19 protein-coding genes are annotated in these 24,506 nt (G+C 47.3%); 10 read left to right on the top strand and 9 right to left on the bottom strand.

Annotated features, from left to right (window positions below; genetic code table 11):
* Nucleotides 1–36: 36 nt before the first annotated feature.
* Entirely contained in the window at nucleotides 37–927 is an 891-nt protein-coding gene (locus tag P3C17_RS14475) for a LysR family transcriptional regulator (RefSeq protein ID WP_300930098.1), read from the bottom strand.
* A 103-nt stretch (nucleotides 928–1,030) separates the two neighbouring features.
* Here P3C17_RS14475 and P3C17_RS14470 point away from each other — a divergent pair, with 103 nt between their 5' ends.
* From P3C17_RS14470 to P3C17_RS14460, 3 genes are all read left to right on the top strand, one after another.
* On the top strand, nucleotides 1,031–2,143 hold the full coding sequence (locus P3C17_RS14470) for an S-(hydroxymethyl)glutathione dehydrogenase/class III alcohol dehydrogenase (RefSeq protein ID WP_233010262.1): 1,113 nt from the start codon (nucleotides 1,031–1,033) through the stop codon (nucleotides 2,141–2,143).
* Nucleotides 2,144–2,208: 65 nt separating this feature from the next.
* Nucleotides 2,209–3,045 carry an S-formylglutathione hydrolase gene (gene fghA / locus P3C17_RS14465; RefSeq protein WP_300930097.1) on the top strand — a complete coding sequence of 279 codons (837 nt, stop codon included), beginning with the start codon at nucleotides 2,209–2,211 and terminating at the stop codon, nucleotides 3,043–3,045.
* A 258-nt stretch (nucleotides 3,046–3,303) separates the two neighbouring features.
* Nucleotides 3,304–3,867 (top strand): TMEM165/GDT1 family protein, encoded by a 564-nt coding sequence (locus tag P3C17_RS14460; protein ID WP_233078413.1) that lies wholly within the window; start codon nucleotides 3,304–3,306, stop codon nucleotides 3,865–3,867.
* A 101-nt stretch (nucleotides 3,868–3,968) separates the two neighbouring features.
* Here P3C17_RS14460 and P3C17_RS14455 read toward each other — a convergent pair whose 3' ends face one another.
* Nucleotides 3,969–7,190: a TonB-dependent receptor gene (locus P3C17_RS14455; RefSeq protein WP_300930096.1), complete on the bottom strand. Its 3,222-nt coding sequence runs from the start codon at nucleotides 7,188–7,190 to the stop codon at nucleotides 3,969–3,971.
* A gap of 545 nt (nucleotides 7,191–7,735) precedes the next feature.
* Between P3C17_RS14455 and P3C17_RS14450 the strand changes: the two genes are divergently transcribed.
* The 4 genes from P3C17_RS14450 (at nucleotide 7,736) to P3C17_RS14435 (ending at nucleotide 11,384) form a co-directional block, all read left to right on the top strand.
* Nucleotides 7,736–9,943 (top strand): YgiQ family radical SAM protein, encoded by a 2,208-nt coding sequence (locus P3C17_RS14450; RefSeq protein ID WP_300930329.1) that lies wholly within the window; start codon nucleotides 7,736–7,738, stop codon nucleotides 9,941–9,943.
* A gap of 5 nt (nucleotides 9,944–9,948) precedes the next feature.
* Nucleotides 9,949–10,467, top strand: coding sequence for a GNAT family N-acetyltransferase (locus P3C17_RS14445; protein WP_300930095.1), 519 nt, complete (start codon nucleotides 9,949–9,951; stop codon nucleotides 10,465–10,467).
* Nucleotides 10,468–10,530: 63 nt separating this feature from the next.
* Nucleotides 10,531–11,166 carry a hypothetical protein gene (locus P3C17_RS14440; protein WP_300930094.1) on the top strand — a complete coding sequence of 212 codons (636 nt, stop codon included), beginning with the start codon at nucleotides 10,531–10,533 and terminating at the stop codon, nucleotides 11,164–11,166.
* Nucleotides 11,151–11,384 (top strand): hypothetical protein, encoded by a 234-nt coding sequence (locus P3C17_RS14435; protein ID WP_300930093.1) that lies wholly within the window; start codon nucleotides 11,151–11,153, stop codon nucleotides 11,382–11,384. Before P3C17_RS14440 ends, P3C17_RS14435 begins: the two co-directional genes overlap by 16 nt.
* 15 nt (nucleotides 11,385–11,399) lie before the next feature.
* Here the strand turns inward: P3C17_RS14435 and ygiD are convergent, their stop codons facing one another.
* The 3 genes from ygiD to P3C17_RS14420 all read right to left on the bottom strand — a co-directional run bounded on the left by ygiD (nucleotide 11,400) and on the right by P3C17_RS14420 (nucleotide 18,797).
* Complete coding sequence (ygiD, locus tag P3C17_RS14430; RefSeq protein WP_300930092.1) at nucleotides 11,400–12,182, bottom strand: 4,5-DOPA dioxygenase extradiol; 783 nt, start codon at nucleotides 12,180–12,182, stop codon at nucleotides 11,400–11,402.
* Nucleotides 12,183–12,277: 95 nt separating this feature from the next.
* Nucleotides 12,278–15,244, bottom strand: coding sequence for a ligand-binding sensor domain-containing diguanylate cyclase (locus tag P3C17_RS14425; protein WP_300930091.1), 2,967 nt, complete (start codon nucleotides 15,242–15,244; stop codon nucleotides 12,278–12,280).
* 373 nt (nucleotides 15,245–15,617) lie between these two features.
* Nucleotides 15,618–18,797: an amidohydrolase family protein gene (locus tag P3C17_RS14420; protein ID WP_300930090.1), complete on the bottom strand. Its 3,180-nt coding sequence runs from the start codon at nucleotides 18,795–18,797 to the stop codon at nucleotides 15,618–15,620.
* A 184-nt stretch (nucleotides 18,798–18,981) separates the two neighbouring features.
* Here P3C17_RS14420 and P3C17_RS14415 point away from each other — a divergent pair, with 184 nt between their 5' ends.
* The 3 genes from P3C17_RS14415 to P3C17_RS14405 are packed head-to-tail and all read left to right on the top strand — an operon-like array spanning nucleotide 18,982 to nucleotide 21,355.
* A complete protein-coding gene (locus tag P3C17_RS14415) occupies nucleotides 18,982–19,233 on the top strand; it encodes a DUF1289 domain-containing protein (protein ID WP_300930089.1) in 252 nt (83 codons plus the stop codon).
* Entirely contained in the window at nucleotides 19,230–19,790 is a 561-nt protein-coding gene (locus P3C17_RS14410) for an MgtC/SapB family protein (RefSeq protein ID WP_233078404.1), read from the top strand. The genes P3C17_RS14415 and P3C17_RS14410 overlap by 4 nt, the downstream gene beginning before the upstream one ends.
* A 23-nt stretch (nucleotides 19,791–19,813) precedes the next feature.
* Nucleotides 19,814–21,355 carry a cation:proton antiporter family protein gene (locus tag P3C17_RS14405; RefSeq protein ID WP_300930088.1) on the top strand — a complete coding sequence of 514 codons (1,542 nt, stop codon included), beginning with the start codon at nucleotides 19,814–19,816 and terminating at the stop codon, nucleotides 21,353–21,355.
* A gap of 48 nt (nucleotides 21,356–21,403) precedes the next feature.
* Here the strand turns inward: P3C17_RS14405 and sugE are convergent, their stop codons facing one another.
* The 4 genes from sugE to P3C17_RS14385 all read right to left on the bottom strand — a co-directional run bounded on the left by sugE (nucleotide 21,404) and on the right by P3C17_RS14385 (nucleotide 24,178).
* Complete coding sequence (sugE, locus tag P3C17_RS14400) at nucleotides 21,404–21,718, bottom strand: quaternary ammonium compound efflux SMR transporter SugE (RefSeq protein WP_053423655.1); 315 nt, start codon at nucleotides 21,716–21,718, stop codon at nucleotides 21,404–21,406.
* A gap of 148 nt (nucleotides 21,719–21,866) precedes the next feature.
* Complete coding sequence (pcp, locus tag P3C17_RS14395; protein ID WP_300930087.1) at nucleotides 21,867–22,511, bottom strand: pyroglutamyl-peptidase I; 645 nt, start codon at nucleotides 22,509–22,511, stop codon at nucleotides 21,867–21,869.
* A gap of 10 nt (nucleotides 22,512–22,521) precedes the next feature.
* A complete protein-coding gene (locus tag P3C17_RS14390; RefSeq protein ID WP_300930086.1) occupies nucleotides 22,522–23,460 on the bottom strand; it encodes a DUF979 domain-containing protein in 939 nt (312 codons plus the stop codon).
* A complete protein-coding gene (locus P3C17_RS14385) occupies nucleotides 23,453–24,178 on the bottom strand; it encodes a DUF969 domain-containing protein (RefSeq protein ID WP_300930085.1) in 726 nt (241 codons plus the stop codon). The genes P3C17_RS14390 and P3C17_RS14385 overlap by 8 nt, the downstream gene beginning before the upstream one ends.
* Between the last annotated feature and the right edge of the window lie 328 nt (nucleotides 24,179–24,506).

Here is a 24,506-nt window from a genome sequence, read left to right as displayed (position 1 = left end):
TAAAACACGACAAATAAAAGTACGACAAATAAAGATCTAGTCTGTCAGCTTTGGAAAGCTTTCCAAGCCTTGCTGCAACCAATCCAGCAGTAAGCGCACTTTGACGGGTAAATGCCGATTGAGTGGATATAAAGCCCAAATGCCTTCGTCGGACGGTTGTTGTTCTGCTAATAAGGCCACTAAACGGCCGTCCTCTAAATATGGCTGCAAGTAATAATCCGGTAGTTGGGTAATGCCTAAACCTTTGAGTACCGCATCTGTTAACGCCACGCCGCTATTGCAGCGTAAATAAGGTTGGGGTTTAAATTGCAGCTTTCGGCCTTGTTGCTCAAAACGCCAAAAATCGACAGAGCCCACTAAACAGCGGTGCTGATGCAGTTCGGCCACACTAGCTGGGGTGCCGAATTTTTGCAGGTAGTCGGGGCTGGCGCATAAATACAAAGTGCGTTTGCCTAAGGCCTTGGCCTGTAAGCTCGAATCGTTAAGAGTTCCTAAGCGTATGGCGCAATCAAAACCGCCTTGTACTAAATCCAGTTGATCGTTAGTTAACTGCAAATCCAGCTGTACTTTGGGGTAACGTAATAAAAACTCGTGCAGCAAAGGCGCAATAAACTGCTCACCATAATAAACTGGGGCGGTAATTTTTATCGCGCCTGAAGGTTCGTGCTGCAGGCTGGTCAACAGCTGATTGGCTTGTTGCAGGCCGTTGACCAAAGCGCGGCAATGTTGGTAATACAAAGTACCTTGTTCAGTGAGCCGTACCTGGCGGGTGGTGCGAAGCACCAGTTTGCAGTTCAGCCGCTGCTCTAATTGCAGCACTGTGCGACTAACCTGAGCCACAGAAATGCCTAAGACTTTGGCAGCTTTAGAAAAACTACCAAGTTCTGCTACCGCCACAAATTCGCTGATGCCTTGCCATTCTTTCATTTATGCAAAACTCATTTGTTATTTGCAGGGATTATCATCTAATAAGAAAAAATTACAATAAGCTATAGTAACTACTAATCTGGTTTGGAGAACAAGAATGAAAATGATCAAAACACGTGCAGCTGTAGCCTGGGGCCCGGGTCAACCGTTAAAAATTGAAGAAGTGGATTTAATGCCACCACAAAAAGGCGAAGTGCTGGTACGTATTGTGGCGACCGGTGTGTGTCATACCGATGCTTATACCTTGTCGGGTCAGGATTCTGAAGGCAAGTTTCCTTGCATTCTGGGCCATGAAGGTGGTGGTGTGGTAGAAGCCATAGGCGAGGGCGTCACCAGCGTGGCTGTGGGCGATCATGTGATCCCTTTATACACGCCTGAATGCGGTAAATGTAAATTCTGTTTATCTGGTAAAACGAACTTGTGTCAGGCCATTCGTGCCACACAAGGTCAGGGCTTAATGCCGGATGGCACCACTCGTTTTTCCAAAGACGGCCAACCTATTTACCACTATATGGGGACTTCTACTTTTTCTGAATACACAGTGCTGCCTGAAATTTCGTTAGCCAAAATCAATAAAGCCGCACCTTTAGAAAAAGTTTGCTTATTAGGTTGTGGCGTAACGACCGGCATGGGCGCTGTAATGAATACAGCCAAAGTGAAAGAGGGCGATACTGTTGCCGTCTTTGGTTTGGGTGGCATAGGTTTATCTGCCATTATTGGCGCTGTGATGGCCAAAGCCAGCCGCATTATTGCCATCGATATCAACGAGTCTAAGTTTGATATTGCCCGTCAGTTGGGTGCTACTGATGTGATTAATCCGAAGAATTTCGACAAGCCGATTCAGGATGTGATTGTTGAAATGACAGACGGCGGTGTTGATTTCTCTTTTGAATGTATTGGTAATGTGAACGTGATGCGTTCGGCCTTAGAGTGCTGCCATAAAGGCTGGGGCGAGTCGGTGATTATTGGTGTGGCACCTGCTGGTGCTGAAATCTCTACCCGTCCATTTCAGTTAGTTACAGGCCGGGTATGGCGTGGTACTGCTTTTGGTGGTGTCAAAGGCCGCTCTGAATTACCGGACTACGTGGAGCGTTATTTAAAAGGTGAGTTTGAACTCGACACTTTTATCACTCACACCATGCCGTTGGAGCAAATCAACGAAGCCTTTGATTTGATGCATGAAGGCAAATCAATTCGCACGGTAATACATTTCTAATCACAGTATTTAGTCATTTATTAGAAGCCCGGGTTGCCGGGCTTTCTCTGCACAAGGATAAAGCAATGACGTTAATTCAGTTATCCGAACATAAAGTGTTTGCTGGCCGCCAGATTAAATATCAGCATCACTCAGATTCCGTCAAAGGCGTGATGCACTTTTCTGTCTATTTGCCGCCAGCCGCTGAAAAACAAAAAGTGCCAGTGCTTTATTGGTTATCAGGTTTAACCTGCACTGATGAAAACTTTTCGGTAAAAGCTGGTGCACAGCGTGTAGCTGCCGAGTTGGGTATTGCCTTAGTGATCCCAGACACCAGCCCACGAGGCGAGCAGGTGGCAGACGATGCAGCTTATGATTTAGGTCAGGGCGCAGGTTTTTATGTCAATGCAACCCAACAGCCTTGGGCTGCTCATTATCAGATGTACGACTATATCAGCCGTGAACTACCGGCTTTAGTGGAAGCGCATTTACCTGTCACATCAGCCAAAGCTATCAGCGGCCATTCGATGGGCGGCCATGGTGCTTTGGTGATAGCTTTACGTGAAGCAGGGGGGTATCGCTCAGTGTCGGCTTTTTCTCCTATTTGTCAGCCATCAGAATGCGACTGGGGCAAAAAGGCTTTTACGGCGTATCTTGGCAGCGATGAAAGCCAGTGGTTGCAGTACGATGCGAGTTTCTTACTGGCGCAAAAACAAAGCAGTTTGCCGATGTTAATCGATCAGGGCGAGGGCGATCAGTTTTACCCGTCACAGCTTCGCACTGAATCTTTAATCGAAGCCAATCAGCGCAGTCAAAGTGGGGCGCAAATTCGCCTGCAACCAGGTTACGATCACAGTTACTTTTTTATCAGCAGTTTTATTGAAGAACATCTGCGTTTCCATGCAAGGCACTTAAAAGCTTAAGTGGAATTTCGTTGCCGCCGAATTTTTGCTTGCCCAAATTCCTCAAGCGCAGCTAAAATGGCGGCGCGCTTAGGGGAGTAATTTACAAAACCACCAGGTTTTGTGTTGTTGTCAACATACTTGTACCTCACTGTACATGGCAACAACGTCCCATTGATCAAGCTTGATCAGGTACTAATGAGACCTAAGACAATGCACTAACCCCAGGCGGGAGTTGGTTTATTGTCTTATGTTTAGTTTTCCCGCCAGGTGCAGTTTATGTTTTTTGATGCCTTTGTTGCCTCCTTCGCTTCTGTTGCTGTTGCAGAGATCGGCGATAAAACTCAGCTTTTGTCTTTATTCCTTGCGGCCCGTTTTCGCTCCCGTGGCGCTATTATTGCCGGTATTCTGGTGGCTACTCTATTGAATCACGCTGCATCGGCCTGGTTTGGTGCCTGGGTGGCGCAGTTTATCCCTGAAGGTTGGCATGCCTGGTTGTTAGGGGGCTCTTTTATTGCCGTGGCCTTGTGGTTACTTATTCCGGATAAAGACGACAGCGAAGAGGTCAGCGTTTTAAAATACGGTGCCTTTTTTGCCAGCTGTATTTTGTTTTTCCTCGCAGAAATTGGCGATAAAACTCAGGTGGCCACTGTGCTGTTGGCAGCCACTTACCCAGAAACCTGGCAGGTAATTTTTGGTACCACCATCGGTATGCTGGCAGCCAATGTGCCAGTGGTCTATGCCGGCAGTTGGTTGCTGGAACGTATTTCCTTGGACTGGGCGCGCCGCGTGGCCTGTGCCATCTTTATGCTGCTGGGTGTTATCACTATTGTGATGTACTAAAAAAACAGCTTAAGGTTCAAATCGGGCTTTATTCGCGTCAAAGCAAATAAAAAAACCGCGTGGTATTGCTACGACGCGGTTTTTTCGAACAGAATGCGGGGTTAGAAAATTGCCCGGACGCTTATGGCATAACGACGGTCTGTCGTGAAACTCAGTGCATCGGTTCTGTCTCCTGCCTGATTCATTTGATACTGGGTTTTGGTTTCAGTGTTGAGCAAGTTGCTGCCTTCTATACCTACTTTCCAGTTGTCGTTAATGCTGTAATACAAGCTGGCATCCATCATGCCTGAAGCTTTAGCAAAGGCTGGTACATATTCTTCAGATTCACGCAGTGTTAACAGATATTCAGAGCGCCAGGTGTAAGCCAGACGGAATGAAATAGCTTCGTACTCATACATACCGACTATGTTCATATTCTGATCTGAATAGCCTTGCAGCGGCAAACCACTGAATACTCGGAAGGTATTGCGATTGTCTGCAATTGGATTACCATTTTCATCAAAGCCTAAAGTACCTTCTGAAATTTCATTTGGATCTTCCAGACCACTTTGGTCGATGTAAGTGTAGTTAAACTGCAAACCTAAACCACGCCAAGCTCCCGGCAACATATCGTAGAATTGAGAGTAGGAGAATTCCGCACCACGAATAGTGCCTGAGCCGGTGTTCGCCGGACCATAAGCAGATACGTCGTAATCCACTCCATTGTATGTAACATCAAGATCAAATTGTCTGTTACGGATAATGTTGTCCAGCTTTTTGTGGAACAGGCCTACATTGACAAAACCTGCATCGGCGAAGTACCACTCGGCAGTTAAATCCAGATTAATGGATTCCTCAGGTTCCAGATAAGGGTTGCCTGCTAAAGCAGTTACTTCTATATCATCAAGTGCAACCACTGGGTTGTTCACTTCATCCTGATCTGCGCCCGGAGTTTGCAGGCGGCGGGTATAATCCAAATCCAGCAGACTGATATTGCGCGCATCCACCAGACTTGGGTAATACAAACCTTTTGAAGCACCGAAACGCATCACCAAATCGTCTGCCAGTTCAAAGCTTAGATTCAGGCTTGGCAACACAGTGCTGTAGTCTGTGCCGTCTACTGTGCTTAATTGCGATTCACCAGAAGCAAGATCGTAATAATCTTTATATTCAGCTTGTTGCATTACAGTATTCAAAGAGGAGCCAGGCTCGCCACGTTTTGTCGTCGATGGTTGTACAAAGGCTCCTGTCGACTGCAATTGGTAATTGACATAGCGCAAACCCACATTACCTTTTACAGGTATTTCCAGATCAGCAAGCTCAAAATCACCACGCAGATAAAACTCTGTGCGTTGCTCATTCGAAGAACTGATGTTATGTGCCGCAAAAGGCCCTTCAACACGGTTAGGTTTATCGGCATAAGGAACATAAGTGCCAGTACAAACCCCGTTATTGGCGGCACTTAATGTGGCGTTGTGCCATCCATCTTTACAGCCCTGACGCAATGAATCGGCATAGTTTTTCACCAGGTCCATTTTGGGGAATAAGAAGTTGTTTACATTGCCAACAAGAACTTGGCCATTGTAATAGTCAGAAAAATCAACACGCTCAAATAACTCAGGTCTGTTGACTGCAGCTGCGGCGTTACGATCATTCATGTCCCATGGTGTGCCGATGGCTGACCAGCCTTCATATGCAGTGTCACGAACAGTCAGGTCTTTATCCGTGTAATAAACACCGGCTTTAATGCTGGAGAAAACCCCATCAAGTTCATAACTGGCATCAAACTTAAAGCTGTCAGCTTCTGCGGTATTGTGCTCTTCCTGCTCCATACCACTGCCAAGAAACAGGTTAGGCACAGGTCCATTCCAGTCACTATTTGGCGACCAGCCCGGAGTCAGAATATTATCGCTCAGAAACTCTACTGTAGGACGCTCGCCACGCATATCGAGGAAATATGGGGATACCACATGCACATGGTTACCACGGGTTTGACCAGACATGCTGTAGTTGTGTACCACTTTTTCCGAATCAATACGCTGATAATCGAATTCAAGTTTTAAACGATCTGTTGCTTTTATTTTCAGATTCAGTGAAGTGTCTTCCACTGTATTTTCGTTGTAGTTCCAACGACTGCGATAAAAAAATGGAGTTTCCGGACTAACACCAAGTGCAACACCTGAGGTGACATAGCCATTTTCAGTGGTTAAAGGGTGACCATTGGCAGTATCGTCCCGCCAGTTTTGTGAGGAGCCCATAAAGCCTCTGAACCCCTGAGCCGCCTGGCCAATTTGACGTTCATTCCATTCTAAAGATGCGTCAGAGTTAATATGTTCTAAGGTGGCCACTATGGTGTCGTCGACATTGGCCCATTGCAAAGAAGAGGTGAAGCCAGTGCGTTCCCGGTCATTTTCTGCAGTACTCATGTGAATTGCCACTGGCACATGCCAGACACTGCCTGCAGGCTGACCCGGCAGGCCGGGACCATCTACAGGGGAGCTTGGGTCTACACCTGTAATACCGCCCCACTGATCTGTTGTAGGGATAAAGGAGTCGCCACGGGAATGGAAATTACCTAAACCAACACCGTCCCCTCTGGATTTGTATTCTGATTGGGAGGCTGCGATCAGGAAACCAAACTTACCAGCTTTGGTTTCCCAGCTATCAGAAAAGAGGCCAGAAAATGAAGGAGTCACCTCTTCGCGGAAATCGCCGTAGTTAGCTTTTGTACTAAAGGCAACCACGCGTTTACTTGAATCAAAAGGTTTGCGGGTGATGAGGTTCACAGTGCCAGCTATGCCACCTGAGATCAGGTCTGCCGTTTGGTTTTTAACCACTTCTACTGAACCCAGTAGTTCCGCTGGAAAGTCTTCATAGCTCAAACCACCCCAAGGGTTTGCACTGAAAGCACCACGGCCGTTTACTTCAGAGCGCACACGATCCAGACCACGAACCAATACACCTGTTCCTTCATCAGCATAGTGTTTTGGGTCGTCAGAAGACGCAAAACGCTCAATGGTGACACCAGGAACACGTTGCAAGGCTTCAGTGACTGATTTATCAGGCAGTGCACCTATATCTGTTGCAGTGATAACGTCTTTAACTGTATCGGCAAAACGCTTCAGATCCTGGGCCGTCATGATACTGCCACGGATACCTTTTACCTCTATGACCTCAACAGGATCAGCTTTGGTTTCATTAATGACACCGCTGTCATTTTTTGGCAAATCTTGCGCAACCAGCCAGGCTGGGCTCATGCCCAGCAATGCAGCTGTCACAGCCAGGCTCAGTCTGGCTTTTTTAGTGCTGTGATTATGATCGTTAGTGCTGTTTAATTCAGACATAGTTTAAGTCTCTTCTGTTCTTGTTTTAATTTATGCAACACGGCAGTCAGATAAATACTGACTAAGCCATGAGGTATTGACCCTGCTCTTCCTGTTCAAAGCTTTCATTACTACCACATATGTCAAGCTCTGATGTTACTTTGTACCATGATGATTAAAAAGTAAACATGGTTTGATGAAAAAAGTGCGATAAAAAGCATCATGTGGTAGTCAAGCTTCTATTTGATATCGATTTTATTATGTTACCAAGTAACAAATTGGCTCTAAATGTTAGTGGTTTGATCTGCGGCTTTTGCAATTCAGGCTAATGCCTGTCACAAAGTAAAACAGAAAGGCGCAGCTGCGGGTTCACCAGGCATTGGCGTGGCAACTTGCTTTCGGCTAAATTTTAATCGACAAAAGGGCTAAAGCAGTTCAGCTTAAGGTTAGTATTCTTTGACTTAAACAAGTATAATGCGCGGCCATTTTTGGCAGGCAAAAACCGAGTGAAACAACAGATGCAAATGAATCAGGTCCCTTTAAGAAAATCCGCAGCAGTGGACCGCATGGCGGCTGAGCGTGGCTTATTTTCTTATCCTAAATACTGGGCTGAGTCCTTTGGTACTGCACCATTTTTGCCAATGAGCCGGGCCGAGATGAAACAACTGGGCTGGGACAGCTGCGATATTATTCTGGTGGTGGGTGACGCTTATGTCGATCACCCAAGTTTTGGTATGGCCGTTGTCGGCCGTATGCTGGAAAGCCAGGGCTTTCGGGTAGGTATCATCGCGCAGCCGGATTGGTCGTCCAAAGATGCTTTTATGACGCTTGGCAAACCCAATCTGTTTTTTGGCGTCTCTGCCGGCAATATGGACTCGATGATTAATCGCTACACAGCGGATAAAAAGTTACGTCACGATGACGCCTACACGCCTGGTAATGAAGGTGGAAAAAGACCTGATCGTGCAGTGCTGGTGTATTCGCAGCGCTGTAAAGAAGCCTACAAAGATGTGCCTGTGATCATCGGTGGTATTGAGGCCAGCCTGCGCCGTATTGCTCATTATGATTACTGGCAGGAAAAAGTTCGTCGCTCCATTATTTTTGATGCCAAAGCCGAACTGCTGATTTACGGCAACGCCGAACGTCCGCTGGTGGAAGTGGCGCATCGTATCGCCAATGGCGAAGATATCAATACGCTGCATGATATTCGTGGCACTGCTGTGATCCGCAAAGAGCCGTTGCCGGGCTGGCGTGGTGTCGATTCCACAGCTATTGATAAAGTCGGCAAAATTGATCCTGTGCCTAATCCTTATGGTGCAGATGACGTGGGTTGTGGCACTTTTTCTGAATTTGCTCAGCAGGGTATCGACTTAACCAAAGCGCCTGAAGTGGAAGCCAAGCCGATACTGGTGCAGCCGCCACGCCAAAAGCCCTGGGAAAAAACCTACGTCAAACTACCAGCTTTCGAGCAGGTCAGTGTGAATAAGTCGTTGTATGCCCATGCTTCTCGTATTTTGCACCAGGAAACTAACCCAGGTTGTGCCCGCGCTATTTATCAGCGCCATGGCGACCGTCATTTATGGGTGAATCCTCCGGCTTTCCCGTTGACCACAGAAGAGATGGATGGCGTGTTTGGCTTGCCTTATCAGCGAGTGCCACATCCTGTGTATGGTAAAGCGAAAATTCCTGCGTATGAGATGATCAAAACCTCGGTCAATATTATGCGTGGCTGTTTTGGTGGCTGTTCTTTTTGTTCTATTACAGAACACGAAGGCCGCGTGATCCAAAGCCGTTCGCAGGAATCGATTTTAAAAGAAATTAAACAAATTCGTGACAAAGTGCCGGGTTTTACCGGCGTGATCTCGGATTTAGGCGGTCCAACCGCCAATATGTATCGCCTACGTTGTAAAAATCCAAWAGCGGAACAAACCTGTCGCCGGCCTTCTTGTGTGTATCCGACCATTTGTGAGCATATGGACACAGACCAAAGCCCGACCGTAGATTTATACCGTGCTGCCCGCAAAGTGGATGGTATCAAAAAAATTCTGGTGGCGTCCGGTGTACGTTACGACTTAGCGGTTGAAGATCCAAACTACGTCAAAGAGTTAGTACAGCACCATGTAGGTGGTTATTTAAAAATAGCCCCTGAGCATACCGAAACCGGACCATTGTCGAAGATGATGAAACCAGGCATGGGTGCCTATGATAAGTTTAAAGAAATGTTCGACCGCTTCAGCCGTGAAGCGGGTAAAGAGCAATACCTGATCCCATATTTTATTTCAGCGCACCCGGGCACTACAGATAAAGACATGGTGAATTTAGCACTGTGGTTGAAAGAACGTGATTTTAAACTGGATCAAGTACAGAACTTCTACCCAAGCCCTATGGCGAACGCGACCACCATCTATCACACCGAGATGAACTCGCTGAAAAACATCAAAGGCAATACCGAAGTGGTGCCAGTGCCAAAAGGTGAACGTCAGCGGCGCTTACATAAAGCCTTATTGCGTTACCACGACCCGAAAGGCTGGCCGATGATCCGCGAAGCTTTAGTCAAAATGGGCTTAAAACACCTGATTGGCAGAAGCAAAGGTTGTCTGGTGCCGGAAGAAGGCAAAGAAGATCTATTCCTGCGTGGCACCAAGGTACCAGGTAAAAAACCAGGTCAGGTGGCCTTAACCCGTCACACTGGGGTAAACCCTGCGGCTAAAGCTGTGGAGAAAATCAAACGCTCATCCGGTAAACCCTCTTTTAGCAAAAAAGGCAAAGGGTAAGACTTATGGCAATGGATGCTGTACTTGAAACCCCACGTTTAATCTTGCGCTCTTTTACGCTGGATGATGTCGATGCTATGTATTCATTGGCGACTGTGCCGCAAGTGATACGTTATGTTGGCAATAAACCAGCGCAATCGAAACAGGATGTGCTGGATTATCTGCAACAGCATCCGCTGCGGGATTATCAGGTCTATGGTTATGGCCGTTTTGCCTGTGTCTGGAAAGAAACGGGGAAGGTGATAGGTTTTAGTGGCATTAAGTATCTTGAAGAAATTCAGGAAACTGAGCTTGGTTATCGTTTTTTACCAGAATTCTGGGGCAAAGGTTTAGCGACAGAAGCAGGTTCTGCCGTGATTGAGTTTGCTCAGGCTTTAGGCCTGAGCCGCTTAGTGGCAGTGATCCATCCGGATAACGAAGCTTCTAAACAGGTTGTGACCAAACTAGGTTTTAGTCTGGAAGGTAAAACACAATTGTCTTTGCTTGAAGACGTGGGACCCTTGCTGTTTTCCCGTGCCATTTAAACAAGCCGCTTTAGTACTGATTCAGGCTCTGTTAAACTTTGCCGCCTTTTGATTGGAGTTTGTATGGCGTTGAAGTTTCAGCTCAATTTACAATCTGTTGCTGCACAGTGGCTGTTCTGCCTGCTACTTAGTGTTGCTGCTATTTATGCTTATCAGGCCAAACCCTGGTTGGCTTTTATGCTGCTGCCTGAACCTATGACCCAATCTCAGTTAAATCAAGCTAATGATTTTGAGCAAAAAAGTCCGGAAGCTGCGCAAGTGCTTCATGCCTATTTAGGGATTCGAGCTTTGATGTCTGAAGAAAAAGTCTTGTTGGAACACCATGCAAGCTGGGACTCGCAGGACAGAGATGAAGGCTGGGCAGAGGCGACCGAATATCTGTTAGCGCATTTGGCTGTCACCACCACCAATAATGAGTTGCGTATTTTGGCCAGCGAATGCCGTAATACTTTGTGTCAGGTTAAATTAATGGCACCTACACCTTTGACCAAAGAATTCACCGCTAAAATTCTGGATTACGCCAAAGTATTAAAAGCGGGTGAGCTGGAATATGCTGATCTGGAAACTTTGCCTGGTGCAGTGTTGTTAAAACTCAAAGCCAATAAGCGCTATAAGTTTGACGAGGCGACCAGCAAAAATTTATGGCCAGACGAGCGGACGCAATGGGAACAGGAGCTGAAAACATGGTACACAAAATAAAGTATCCGGCCGTTTTTCTGCTGGTGTATCTGCTCTGTGCTTTGATTGATTTTGGTACTACTTATTACCGTCAGGCAAAAATTCCTGCGACAGAGCACAGCAGTGCAGAATTGTCTGAAGCTATGCAGCAGTTGATGCAACAACACCGCCTGAGCGGCGCTGAATTGTCGCAGGCGATCAATGATCTGCAACAGCAGAAAAAACGTTACCTTGAGTAACGCTTATCTGCTGTTTTAATCTCGCTTGCTGTTGATCAGTTGCACTGACAACATACTCAATGCCCCATACACAATCTCATCGTTAAACAGACTCAGATCATCGCTATCCAGCATGCTGCCAAGCACATACAGCAAAGGTAAAAAGTGGTCAGGATGTGGTACTGCCAATCTGGCGTGTTCAGTAACATCCTGATATTGCGCTATGGCACTAAAGTTTTTTGTCAGCAAAAGCGCTTTGATCTGTGCGTTAAACTGTTTCGCCCACAAAGGTGGCTCTGTGCTTTGCCAGTCCAGTAAACGCAGGTTATGCACCACATTACCAGAACCAACAATCATCACACCTTGCTTGCGAAGTGGAGCCAGCTTTTTTGCCAACTCCAGATGCTCAGCCGGACTCAAATTCTGATCAAGACTGAGTTGCACAACAGGCACATCTGCCTGTGGAAACATATGCATCAATACCGACCAGGCACCGTGATCCAAACCCCAGTTCAAATCCAGTTGCACCGGATGAGGAGCTAACAGCTCATGGATCTCTGTCGCCAGTTCAGGGCAGCCTGGGGCAGGGTACTGCACCTGCTGCAGTTTTTCAGGAAAACCGTAAAAGTCATGAATAGTTCTGGGGCAGGCCATAGCAGTTACCGCTGTGCCCTGGGTATACCAATGAGCGGAAATCATCAGAATGGCTTTGGGTGTATAACCTTGTGCCACTGAGTGCCATTGCTGCACTGCAGTATTTTGTTCCAGCGCATTCATAGGACTGCCGTGACCAATAAAAAAGGCGGGTTCGATCGACATGACATCACTCCAGAACTGAAAAAAGCAGTATAGAAGTTATGGCTTCGACTGAATATGGCTAAATATGACCACTTTCTTTCGATTATTTAGCTTAGTTAACCTGGCTCTGCGCCAGTCTGATACAGCACTACTTTATTGCGACCTGTTCTTTTGCCTTGATACAAGGCCAGATCCGCGGCGGATTGCCAGCGGATCAGCTCCAGTTGCAAGTCATCCAGTTGAGCTAAACCCAGAGTTGCTGTGACCGAAATCTGCTGTTCATCATACAAAATGTTCATTTGCATCAGGCTTTGACGTAGCTCTTCGCAGACTATCAGGGCACCTTCTGCTGAGGTTTCTGGCAACAATAAAATAAACTCTTCACCCCCCCAGCGTGCCAGCACATCCCGCTGACGCAAACGTTGAGTTAAACTTTGCGCCACTTTTGCCAAAACCACATCGCCTGCATCATGGCCATAGGTATCATTAATGGCTTTAAAATGGTCAATATCCAACAACACTAAAGTAAAAGGCGATTTTTGCCGTATGGCCTGGCGTTGCAGTAATTCAAACTGTTCAGAAAACGCCAGCCGGTTGGGCAGCTTTGTTAGAAAGTCGGTACGGGCCTGTTGGTTTAGCGCTAAGTTAGCTTGCTCCAAATCTTTAGTTCGCTGGCTTACAAGCTCGTTGAGCCTGGAGTTTTGTTGATGCAGATTACGGGTCCGTACTTGCCACACCAGCCAGAGCATTAACAAACCAACCAGACAAACAAATAACCAGAGGCGCTTGTCCTGCCATAAAGGTGCTGGGATCACAAAATTCAGTCTTGCAGTACTTTGCTCTGAATGCTCTAAACTGTTTCGTACTTCAAAGCTGTAACGACCAGGCGGTAACCTGTTGAAGCTGACCTGATGCTGGTGACCTATGTAATTCCACTCGGGGTCTGAGCCGGAGAATCTGTACTGATACTGGTGGCCATCGGTGAAAAAATACTCCAGAAAACTGAAGTGAATGCTGATCTCTTTAGTCTGAGCTGGTAATTCCAGCGGTTCCTGTGCAGAGCTTTGCGGGTCCAGCCACTGTTTTTGATCGGCTTTGAGTTTGCTGATCACCATAGGGGCGTTAAATTTGTAATCCTGCATCAGACTCGGCGTAAATTGATACAAACCCGCTGCAGTACCTAACCAGAATTGGCCTGAAGCAGTGCGGTTCAAGGCCCTGGTTTCCAGTAACAACGCATTGATATTGGCTTTTTCAGCAAAACGCCTGAAGGTTTTACTGGTTAAATTCAGTTCAGCCAGACCTCTTTTGGTACTGACCCAGACTGAACCTGGCTCCTGTGCATTGATGGCCACCACTCTGTTGTCCGGCAGTCCTTGAGCCACCTGATAAAGTTCACTATGGTTTTGTTTTAAGTCCATAAAAAACAACCCCTGGTTGGTGCAAACCCATAACTGGTATTCATTGAGTTTCTCAAGGCAAAGCAGAACGTCGCTCGGCAGCTGTATCAGGCTGTTGGCTCCGCTATGGTAGCGCGTGATCATTCCTGTGTTGCGCTCTAAGCTGTACAACCCGCTGAAGCGACTCACCATCCAGATGCTATCTGAGGTATCGCTGATAATGCTGATGACGGCGTCGCCTGGTTGTGACGTGATACTGTAGTGTTCGAGTTGTCCTTGTGGGTTTTGTTGTGGCCACTTCACCAGGCCTTTTTCCCAAATGCCAAGCCATAACGAACCATCAGCGTCTGCTGCAACTGAAGTGATACCGGCAAGCTGCCTGATGGCATCAGGTAAAGCGTGTTGACTGAATTCTTGTTCCGGTGCAACTGATACAAACAACCCCAAATCAGTACCGACCCAATACTGCCCCTGATGATCCCGGGTTACGGCCTGAATTTGATTGTGGGGGCGACGGGTGGGTAAGCGGTGTGTTTGCCAGTGTTGTTGTTTGAGATCGTAACTGACCAGATCATGATCCACCCCAAGCCATATCCTGTCGTCGATAATGGTTTGACTGTAAATACGTCTCAAGGTTTTTTCTGCCATGCCGGGTTTAAGGGGCAGCGGGACCGCCTTGAAATTCTCTGGCAAAGGGTTCATTTTAAAGACCCCTCTGTTACGGCTTGCTACCCAAATTACTCCGGTTTGGTCTTTAAAAAATTTACGGATATCTGCGGTTTGCAAAAAGTGTTCTGGCGTCTGAGGTTGCGCCAATCCGGTGTTTATTCTGAACAAACCTGCGCCGCTGCCCACCCAAAGCTGGCCCGATTCTGGTTGAAACAACGTATTGATCACGCCAAATTCAGCCGGGTACCGTGAGGTGACTTGCCCCAGCTCAAAGCTAAAGAAAAATAAGCCAAGCTGAGTACCAAGCCAAATTCCTTGCTCCACCAACACCAGGGTACGGATCTCGGCTGGATTCAGGCTGATATCTTCGTCTGACAGCGCAGGTAATGGCTTGTGCTGCAACTCTGTTAAATCTTCCGACAAGCTGTACAAACCTCTTGAGGTAGCCAGCCAAAGAGTACCGTCGTCAGATTGCGTCACTTGCCACACCCTTAAATCAGGCAAGAGTTGAACCTGATGCAAGCTGGAGGGATCTGCCGCATGCACATAACGTAGCCCTTCTACTGTACCTATCCATATTCTTTGTTGCTGATCTTCAAAAAAGCTCTGAGCTCTGTCAGAAGGGAGTTGTTGTGCCGGATTGGCTTTACTGTGATAACGCATGCGGATACTGAGTTGTTGGTCCAACAAGGTCACGCCCTGACCCCAGGTACTAACCCAAAGTCGCTGCTGGCTGTCGACTAGTAGCTGGTTGACATTGGCCATGACGGACTGAAGTTCTGTGTCTGTCAGTATCTTCCTGTGGCTCAATTCATACCCATCAAAACGTTGCAGACCATCCAGCTCACTGGCAAACCAGATATAGCCTTGCTGATCTTGTTTGATGTCGTAACTGATTAAAGGCGCATCCGGATGCTGATGCGCCAAAGATGAGAATTGCATGGAGGCCAATAAAGAGCAGGGCAGCAACATCAGCAAAGCGGACAATAAACACCAAATCAGAGCTGGATACATAGTAGGAAAAGCCTCGGAAAAACAAAGAAATGGGCTTAAATGCGAATGTCTGTTCAGATCCTAGCAGTCAAAATTACAGAAGCAAACTAAGCAGGACAATTTGTTTAAAGAAAAAACCGGCCTGAGCCGGTTTTATGTACAGGAAGTACGGTACGTCGGAAATGCAGGAGCATATTTTCGACGCATGTACAGGAAGTACGGTACGTCGGAAATGCAGGGAGCATATTTTCGACGCATGTACAGGAAGTACGGTACGTCGGAAATGCAGGGTGATATCGGGCTTTCGAAATGCCAAGAGTTTGGCATTTCGCCGATATCACGCCATTGCCTCTGGCGATGGCCGGGGCATATTTCCGACGCATGAGTTCACAAGCTATTTGCCCTTTGGACTAAAAAACCAAGGGGCCCGTTGTTTTTTCTCCGGATACACTTGGTTCATCGATTCTGCGTCATACAAACGACCGTTGACCATGCTGTATTTCACTTTGTCTGTGTCCTGAATATTTTTCAGCGGATCGGCATCCAGGATAATCAAGTCGGCCAGTTTACCTGCTTTGATGGAACCTAACTGGTGGTCCATGCCAAAGGTTTTGGCGGGATTGATAGTCGCAGTTTTTAAAGCTTCAAGCGGGCTCATGCCCCCCTGAGCAAACATCCAAATTTCCCAATGAGCACCTAAACTTTCACGCTGGCCATGAGCGCCAATATTAGTGACCACTCCTAAGTCGGACAACTCTTTCGCCATTTTGGCGATCGAGATATGGTTGTAATGATGGTCCGGTGCTTTAGGGCGACGCATGCTGCGTGGACGCAGTTCATCAGCTGGCACATACTGGCTTAAGCGTGGGTGCTTCCAGACGTCGGTTTTATCGTACCAGTAGTTTTCACCAAAGATACCGCCGTAAGCCACCACTAAGGTTGGGGTATAGGCTGTGTTGCTTTGTTGCCACAGTTGCTTCACGTCATCATAAAGCACAGCAGCAGCCAAAGAGTGCTCCAGCGTGGTATGACCGTCTACCACCATACTCAGGTTATGTTGCATTAAAGAGCCACCTTCAGGCACCACCATCATCTCAAGTTCACGAGCGGCTTCAATCACCTGCTGGCGCTGATCACGGCGTGGCTGGTTGTAGCTTTTGACTGAAAAAGCACCGACTTTTTTCAGCCGTTCCAGATGGAATTTGGCATCGTCCAGGCTGTCAATATGCGAGGTATAACCTGCACCATAAGCACCATACAAAATAGTACCAGTGGAAAATATCCGCGGGCCCACTGTGATGCCGGCTTTTTGCATCTCGCTGGCGGTGAATATTTCCTGAGTATCATTCGACGGGTCGTGAATAGAAGTGACACCCAAAGCTAAGCTTGCGTAGTTGGCATAGTTTTGTTGTGGGATCAGCTGATTCACACCCTGAGCGCCATGCGCGTGAGCATCAAATAAGCCCGGTAATAAAGTTTTGCCGCTAATGTCGATGACTTCGGCACCCGCTGGCACTTTCACCTGATCTTTAGTGCCCACAGCTTTGATTTTATTGCCTTCGACCAGCACCACAGCATCTTGAAGGACTGTGTCACCTTCCATCGTAATCACTTGACCACCAACAAAAGCAATTTGGCCTTGTGGTTTATCCATAGGCACAGTAAAGCCAATATTGCTGCCGTTCTTGGCATCGACTTTCACTTTGCTGTTGACGTCAAACAAACCGGCAATACTGTGGTGGTACAACTCTGGCCCTAAGTGCCAGTACAAGCTGCTGCTGTCAGAGGTCCAGCTGATATCAGTGCCTGCCTTAACCGATAACTGTTTGACCGGAAATTGCTTGTCTGAGCCGCTGATATCGATGACTGCGCCGCGCTCAGTAAAAGGGGTCACGTACACTTTAAAACGATCAACAAAAGCTAAGTACTTGCCATCAGGCGACAGCTTAAATTCTGTGCCGTATTTGGCTGTGTATAAAGTGCGCTGCTGCTCTGTGGCTAAATCTATGCTGAGCAGTGTCGGCGATTCGCCATAATCCTGTGCAAAAACTCTTTTATTGTCTTTGCCAAACATAGGGGCAAAACCATTGCGGCTGATAAGTTTCGGTTGCTCTGCGCCACTGACATTGGCCAGATACAGACCAGTATTCAGTGACCACTTTTTATCCAGTAAAGAGCCTGCCCCGGATTTGCGGTACACCACAGTGCGGCCGTCAGGGCTGAAGGTTGGTTCAACGTATTTACCGGGTTCTGGGGTTAAATCACGGCTTTGACCTGAAGCTAAATCCAGCAGTTTGACCCGACCTTGTTCTGTGTCATGCCAGCTGACATACACCAGCTTGCTGCCATCACGGGAGAATTGAGGGTAAAACTCAAAGTGTTCGTTCTGGTTGGTCAGGCGTTTGGCTGAACCTGATTTTAAGTCTTTGATATACAAATGACCTAAAGCCGAATACACAGCTTTTTTACCATCAGGCGACATATGCAGGTTGCCCAGCACTTTGACGTCCAGCTGATCTTTGTCTAAATCCTGTTTGAATTTAACAGCAGTTTGTATGGTTTTGCTGCGATCAACAGAAAACGGAATAACGGTTTTGCTTTTGCTGGCAATATCCAGACTGTTGATTTTACCGCCGGCCCAATACACCAGTTTCTTGTTATCCGGTGTCCAGCTTAAGGTTGGATAAACGCCATGAATAGCCCAGGTTTCCTGCATATCACGGTCAAGCTGGTTATCCAGCTGCGTGTGTTCGCCACTTGCTAAATCGTATAAAAATAAGCTGGTTTGGAAATCGACACGGCGGATATAAGCTAAATATTTGCCATCAGGGGATGGTGTAGGGCGGATAGCGCCACCAGCACCTTGCAACAGCACATCAATTTTGCCGGTTTCACGCTCAAAACGCTTAATAACATAAATGCCTTGTTCTGAGTCTTTGCTGTAATGGAAGGTTTTGCCCGGCGTATCATCCTGAGAAAAATAAATGTAGTTACCGTCAGGTGAAAAGGCCGGTTCTCCGAGGTCTTTTTGATCATTGGCTTTGGCGGTTAACATCACACCAGCCCCACCTGATTTATGGTATTGCCATACTTCGCCCGCACCTAAAGAACGGCTGGCGGTAAAGTGTTTACGGGCGACGATAAATTCGCCATCCGGGCTCCAGGCCGGGCTGTTTAATAAACGGAACGTCTCTTCTGTGACGGCTTTTTGATCCGAGCCATCTGCTTTCATTACCCAAATATTATCGCCACCGCCCTGATCGCTGGTAAAGGCAATGTATTTGCCATCCGGACTGAATACCGGCTGCATTTGCCAGCCAATATCAGAAGTTAAAACTTTGGCCTTACCACCATCAATGGGCATCGTATAAATATCGCCCAATAAATCAAAGGCAATGGTTTTGCCGTCAGGACTGACACTGACATTCATCCAGGTGCCTTGCTGCACATTAATATTGATGTCGGTAAATTTGCCTTGTGGTTTATCCACTTTCCAGAGCGGTTTTTTATCATCGGCTATGGCCAGAGTGGAGCATAAAGCCAGGGCAATCAGACTGTAGTTATAGTTTTTCATCAGTGGACCTCTTGTTGGTTGCCCGTACGCTGCCACAAAGCGAAAGCCGGGTAAAGTCTCTGCAGCAAAACTGCGGTTAAAAGCCAGACTTATCCGACTGATGGCCTTAGTTTGGAGTAAAACTTTGGCCTGCATCAAAAAGTGGTTACACTGGAGTGAGTTAGAATAAAAAGCCGGAGTTGAAGTGGAATCTCCTTGTGTGGCCTGCTGCAGGCTCAATGAAGAAAAAATTTGTGTCGGTTGTTACCGGCATATGGATGAAATAGTCGACTGGCGCCGAAAGACGCCAGAAGAGTACCAACAAATAGCCATTAATATTCAGCAGCGTAAAGCGATAGCCTGCAGTTTGGGTGAAACTGTGCCTATGACAGAAGCTGAGTGGAAAGCTGCCCGTGCGCGCAACGCGGCAAAATCATTGGTTGGGGGAGCATTATGATGCTGGACCCAGCCTGGTTTGATATCAGCCCATTATCCTGGCAAGCCATAGGTGTCACCTTATTAGCGGGCAGTATTGTTGGTCTGGAACGTCAGCTACGCGGCAAACCCGCAGGGATCCGAACATCTATTCTGATCACTATGGGGACTTATTTATTTGTTGCTTTGTCTTTACCGCTGGGGCATTCAGTGGTCGACTCCAGCCGTTTGGTTGGACAAGTGGTTACAGACCCAAGCCGTATTATCGGTCAGGTGGTGACTGGTATAGGTTTTCTTGGCGCAGGAGTAATGCTGACTCGTGAAGGCATAGTGGTTGGCGTCACTTCGGCTGCGACTATCTGGGTGCTTGCCGCCATCGGGGTGGCTACAGGTCTAGGCCATTATCAGGTCGCGATTTGGTTGTCTGTCGTGGTCGTAGGGGTTCTTACCGGAGTCGATACTCTGGAAAACGCCAGCAGCGCATTGCGTCGTGGCGTGCACAGAACCACAAAAGACTGGATCTCCCGAAAAACAGAAGCAAATAAAAGCCATGACTCAGAGCCTGATGAAGGCAAATAATAAACACTAAATACAGGAATGTTATGTTAGAAGCGGTTTGGATAGGTTTTGCCTTTAGCTTGGGTTTGTTAGTGCGCTTAATTGGTTTGCCGCCATTGATTGGTTATCTGGCGGCTGGCTTTATGATCACTGCAACCGCCACAGATTTGGATCTACCCAAAGAAGGCAATGCCATTATTGCCCATGTCGCCCACTTAGGCGTATTGTTACTGCTGTTTACCGTAGGTTTAAAACTCAATATCCGCAGTTTAGGTAAACCCGAAGTATTAGGCGGCAGTCTGGCGCATTTTGCCAGCTCAGTCTTGCTCTATACCCCCATCATTTATCTGACCTTTGAACCCGACTGGTATTACGCCTTGATGCTGGCAGCCGCTTTGGCGTTCTCAAGCACTGTACTGGCCGCTAAAGTACTGGAGGGCAAAAGGGAAATTCGGGCTTTTCACGGCCGGGTTGCCATCGGCATCCTGGTTATGCAGGATTTAATTGCGATGGGACTCTTGAGTTTTACTCAGGGTATTACGCCTTCCCCTTTTGCGTTACTGGTACTGCTGGTACCTCTGTTAAGGCCTCTGCTTTATAAGCTGATGGATTTAACAGGTCATGATGACTTACAGATTTTATTTGGTGTGCTGCTGGCAGTCGTTATAGGCGGCTCAGGTTTCCATGCCATAGGTTTAAGCTCGGAGTTAGGCGCTTTGGTATTTGGTGCTTTGCTGGCTGGCCACAACAGGGCAGGGGAGCTGTCTAAAACTTTATGGGGCTTAAAAGAGTTTTTCCTGGTGGGTTTTTTCCTGAAAATTGGCTTAGGGGGGTTACCCGATCAGCAAGCCTGGTTATTTGCCGCTTTGATGACGGTGTTATTGCCTTTTAAAGCAGTGCTGTTTTTTGCCTTATTGGTGTTGTTCAGATTAAGAGCTCGTAGTGCATTTTTGTCAGGTTTAGCCCTGAGTAATTACAGCGAATTTGCCTTGATTGTAGCTGCCAGTGTGATGCCACAATTTTTGATCCCATTGGCCTTAACTGTGGCTTTATCTTTTGTGGTTTCAGCCCCGTTAAACCGCTTTGCTCACCCTTTGTATGAACGTTTGGCGCACCGGCTTATTCCGTACGAGCGGGATATTCACCATCCGGATGAGCAACCTGTGTCTCTGGGCGAGGCTGAAGTCTTGATTATGGGCATGGGCCGTACAGGGTCGGCTGCTTATGAATATCTTGAACACAAATGCCATTTGGTCGCGCTGGATTCGGATCCATCTAAAGTGGCGGAACATCAGGAAAAAGGTAATAACGTACTGTTTGCCGATGCAGAGGATCAGGTGTTTTGGCAAGGCTTAAAACTGGTTGGGATTAAAGCTGTAGTGCTTTGCTTAAATGATGTGGAAGCCAAAGTGATAGCCACCAGAAAACTGCGACAAGCGGGCTTTAGCGGCTTAATCGTATCGCACAGTATGCATAAAGATGAAGCAGCAGCGATTTTAGACGCTGGCGCTGATCACACTTACCTGACGATGTCAGAAGCTGGTGTGGGTTTAGGTGAAAGGGTGCGTCAGCATATAACGCTCTAACTTTTTAGCGGGGCACAGCAGTGCCCCCTTATATTTAATAACTGCAATTTAAGAGCTTAGCTTTAAGCCAATAATACCTAACAGTATCAAACCAATACTGATTAAACGTCCTGCCGTAGCAGGGTCGCCTAACAGGTAAATGCCGACTATCACTGTGCCAACAGCACCAATACCAGTCCAGACCGCATAAGCTGTACCTACAGGTAAATCCCGCATCGCAAGTCCGAGCATAGTAATGCTTAACAGCATAGCGCCAAGAGTCCAGACAGAGGGCCAGAACTTGGTAAAACCTTCAGTGTATTTCAAACCCACAGCCCAACCGACTTCCAATAAGCCAGCCACAACAAGCAATAACCAGTTCATAAGGTATTCCAGTTTTTGAAGTTGGGGTCGTCCCCAGAGTATTGATGCGCTATTGGGTCGTCCCGATAGGCTTTTGACTAAAGATTTGTAGAAAAAGCGCCGCAATTTTAACCATGCAGGCTCCTAATGGCAAGCTTTAGGGGGGAGTCTAGTCGAGTGTGCCCGCCGCTATTTGTAAATCTTCAGTGCTTAAAATCGCCACAGGCAAACAGATTTTTAATGCCTGAACCACCATCTCTATTGGCATTGAAGCAACTGCTTTGCCTATAGCCTGTGCTGGTGCATAAGGAATATGTAAAAACCCAGCCGGCACTTTGGGGTTGTTTTTCAGCTGGTGCATCAACGCATAAAACACTGTATTGCAGACATAAGTACCAGCTGTGTAAGACACAGCCGCGGGGATGCCTTGTTGTTTCAGGCTGTTGACCATGGCTTTGACCGGCAAGGTGGTGAAATAGGCCGTAGGGCCATCAGTGACCACAGGCGTACCCACAGGCTGCCGTCCGGCATTATCGGCAATACGGGCATCAATAAAATTAATAGCGACTTTCTCAAAACAAAGTTCAGTACGGCCACCTGCCTGACCCACAGCCAACACCAATACAGGTTGCAATTCATCAATAGCAGTGTGCAATTCCTGCTGACTTTTTTCAAACACGCACGAGAGTTGGCGGCTGACAATCTGTACTTCATCGTCCAGTTGATAACCATCCAGTTGCTGTACTGCTTGCCAGGATGGATTGCTTTGTTCGCCACCAAAGGGCTCAAAGCCGGTCAGTAAAATAGTCTGCATTTGTGCTCCGTTAGAACATTAGGACATACATCAGGATAATATTCACCCCAAGCAATAGCACTGCTGTGGGGGCCTGAGCTTTAATCACGGCATTTTTATCCGGCAGCTCCAGAAGTGCGGCCGGCACTATATTAAAGTTTGCCGCCATAGGGGTGAGCAAGGTGCCACAGTAGCCACAAAACATGCCGATAGCCGCCATTATGGCTGGATCGCCGCCGTGCTGGATCACTAAAAGCGGAATACCTATACCTGCAGTGATCACCGGGAATGCGGCAAAAGCGTTGCCCATAATGATAGTAAATAAGGCCATGCCAATGGCATAACAAGCCACAGCCAGCAGGGGATGGTTTAAATTTAAATACAAAGTCGTCAGCTGCGATACGGTTTCACCGACACCGGCCTGATTAAATAACAAACCTAAAGTGGCTAGTAACTGAGGTAACAAAAAGGCCCAGCCTATGGCTTCAATTAAACGTGAGGATTCTTTTAAGGCTTGTTGTGGTTTTTCCCGCGTCAGATACAAAGCCGCCAGTATGGCTAAAAAGGCCGCTAAACCTAAAGCCGATAAAGTGACATTTTTTTGGTCCAGTAAAGACCAGCCATCGCCTTGAATATGCACCAAAACCAACACAGAAAATACCGTTAGCAGTGGGATCATCAAAGCCGGGATAAATAACTTGTTACCAAGGCGTTTCACCGAATCCAGTCGTTGTTGCAGTTCCAGCGTCTGATAAACACCACCTTTGACACCGCCAAAACCCGCGACTAAAGCCATCAGCACGACCAAAGCGCCGACCAGAGCGGGCGGCATAAAATCACCCAGCAGGAAAATCAGACCATAACTGAACCAGAACAAAGCGCTGCTGTATCTTTTATCTTTGGCGCTAAAAAAGGCCACAGCAAAAAACAGCACAGCAGCAACATAATAGAGCAGAGTCATACTAATCATGGCGCTGCTCCTGTTGAGGTGCTTGCTTCAGTTTATCTTTAAGCTGTCGTGCCAGATAAGCGTCAAATCTCAGTAAACGGCTACCATGAATTAAAAAAGCAGCAATGGCTGTTGGAATACCCCAAAGCGCAATATGCAGCGGGTCGGTTTCAATACCGGATTCACGCAAAAAGGTATGCATTAAAATAATGGCGCCAAAAGCGACAAAAATATCTTCACCAAAAAACAGACCTATATTGTCAGTCGCGGCTGACATAGCGCGAATTTTGAATTTGATTTTGTCCGGCAAGGTTAAATGTTTTTTCTCAAAGGCGGCTTCAGCCATAGGGGAAAGTAAAGGCCGCACCACTTGTGGGTGGCCACCTAAACTGGTCAGGCCCGCAGCTGCAGTGCTCTCTCTTAATGCCAGATAGACCAACAACAAACGCCCTGTAGTCGCCGCTTTGATGTTTTGGATCCAGCCCTGGGCTTTTTCGCGCAGGCCATGACGCTCCAAAAGACCAATCACTGCCAGAGGCAACAATAAAATAAGCGGTAAGTTACGGGTTTTTATAAAAGCTGTGCCCAGTGATTCCAGCCAGGTCAAAATCGGCATCTTCACGGCCATGCCAGTAGCAAAAGCCGCCACTGTCACCACCAATACAGGGTTAAACTTTAATAAGAAACCAAGCATCACGACGGCGATGCCAAGCAAAGGCCAAAGGCTGAAATCGGGCATAAAAAGTCCTGTTGTTTTTGTTATCTTTGCTATTGCTACACAAAATAGGGGGCTAAGGCGAGAGTAAAACGCTAAAAATCATTAGAAAAGCGATGCTTGCCCTTTGCCGTTTTCTCTTGTTAAAACTTCGGCGCTGAACAAAAAAATGAAGTGAAATTAGGCCTCTAAGCCGCGCCGTATCTGATGTTGTATCAAAAGCTCGACTCGGCGAAAAACCCTCGCTATAATGCCGCGTCCTATATAACAGGTCTGGATTGTGCGCCCTAAGGCATAAGCCGGACAAGCGAAGAGATGGCGTAGTCAGACGCCCGATTTGATTTTGAGGTAA

The sequence above is a fragment of the Rheinheimera sp. 1928-s genome (genome assembly GCF_029269265.1).
Classification (GTDB): Bacteria; Pseudomonadota; Gammaproteobacteria; order Enterobacterales; family Alteromonadaceae; genus Pararheinheimera.
Note: the sequence above shows the minus strand (reverse complement) of the source record. Positions and strands in the feature narration are given on the sequence as shown.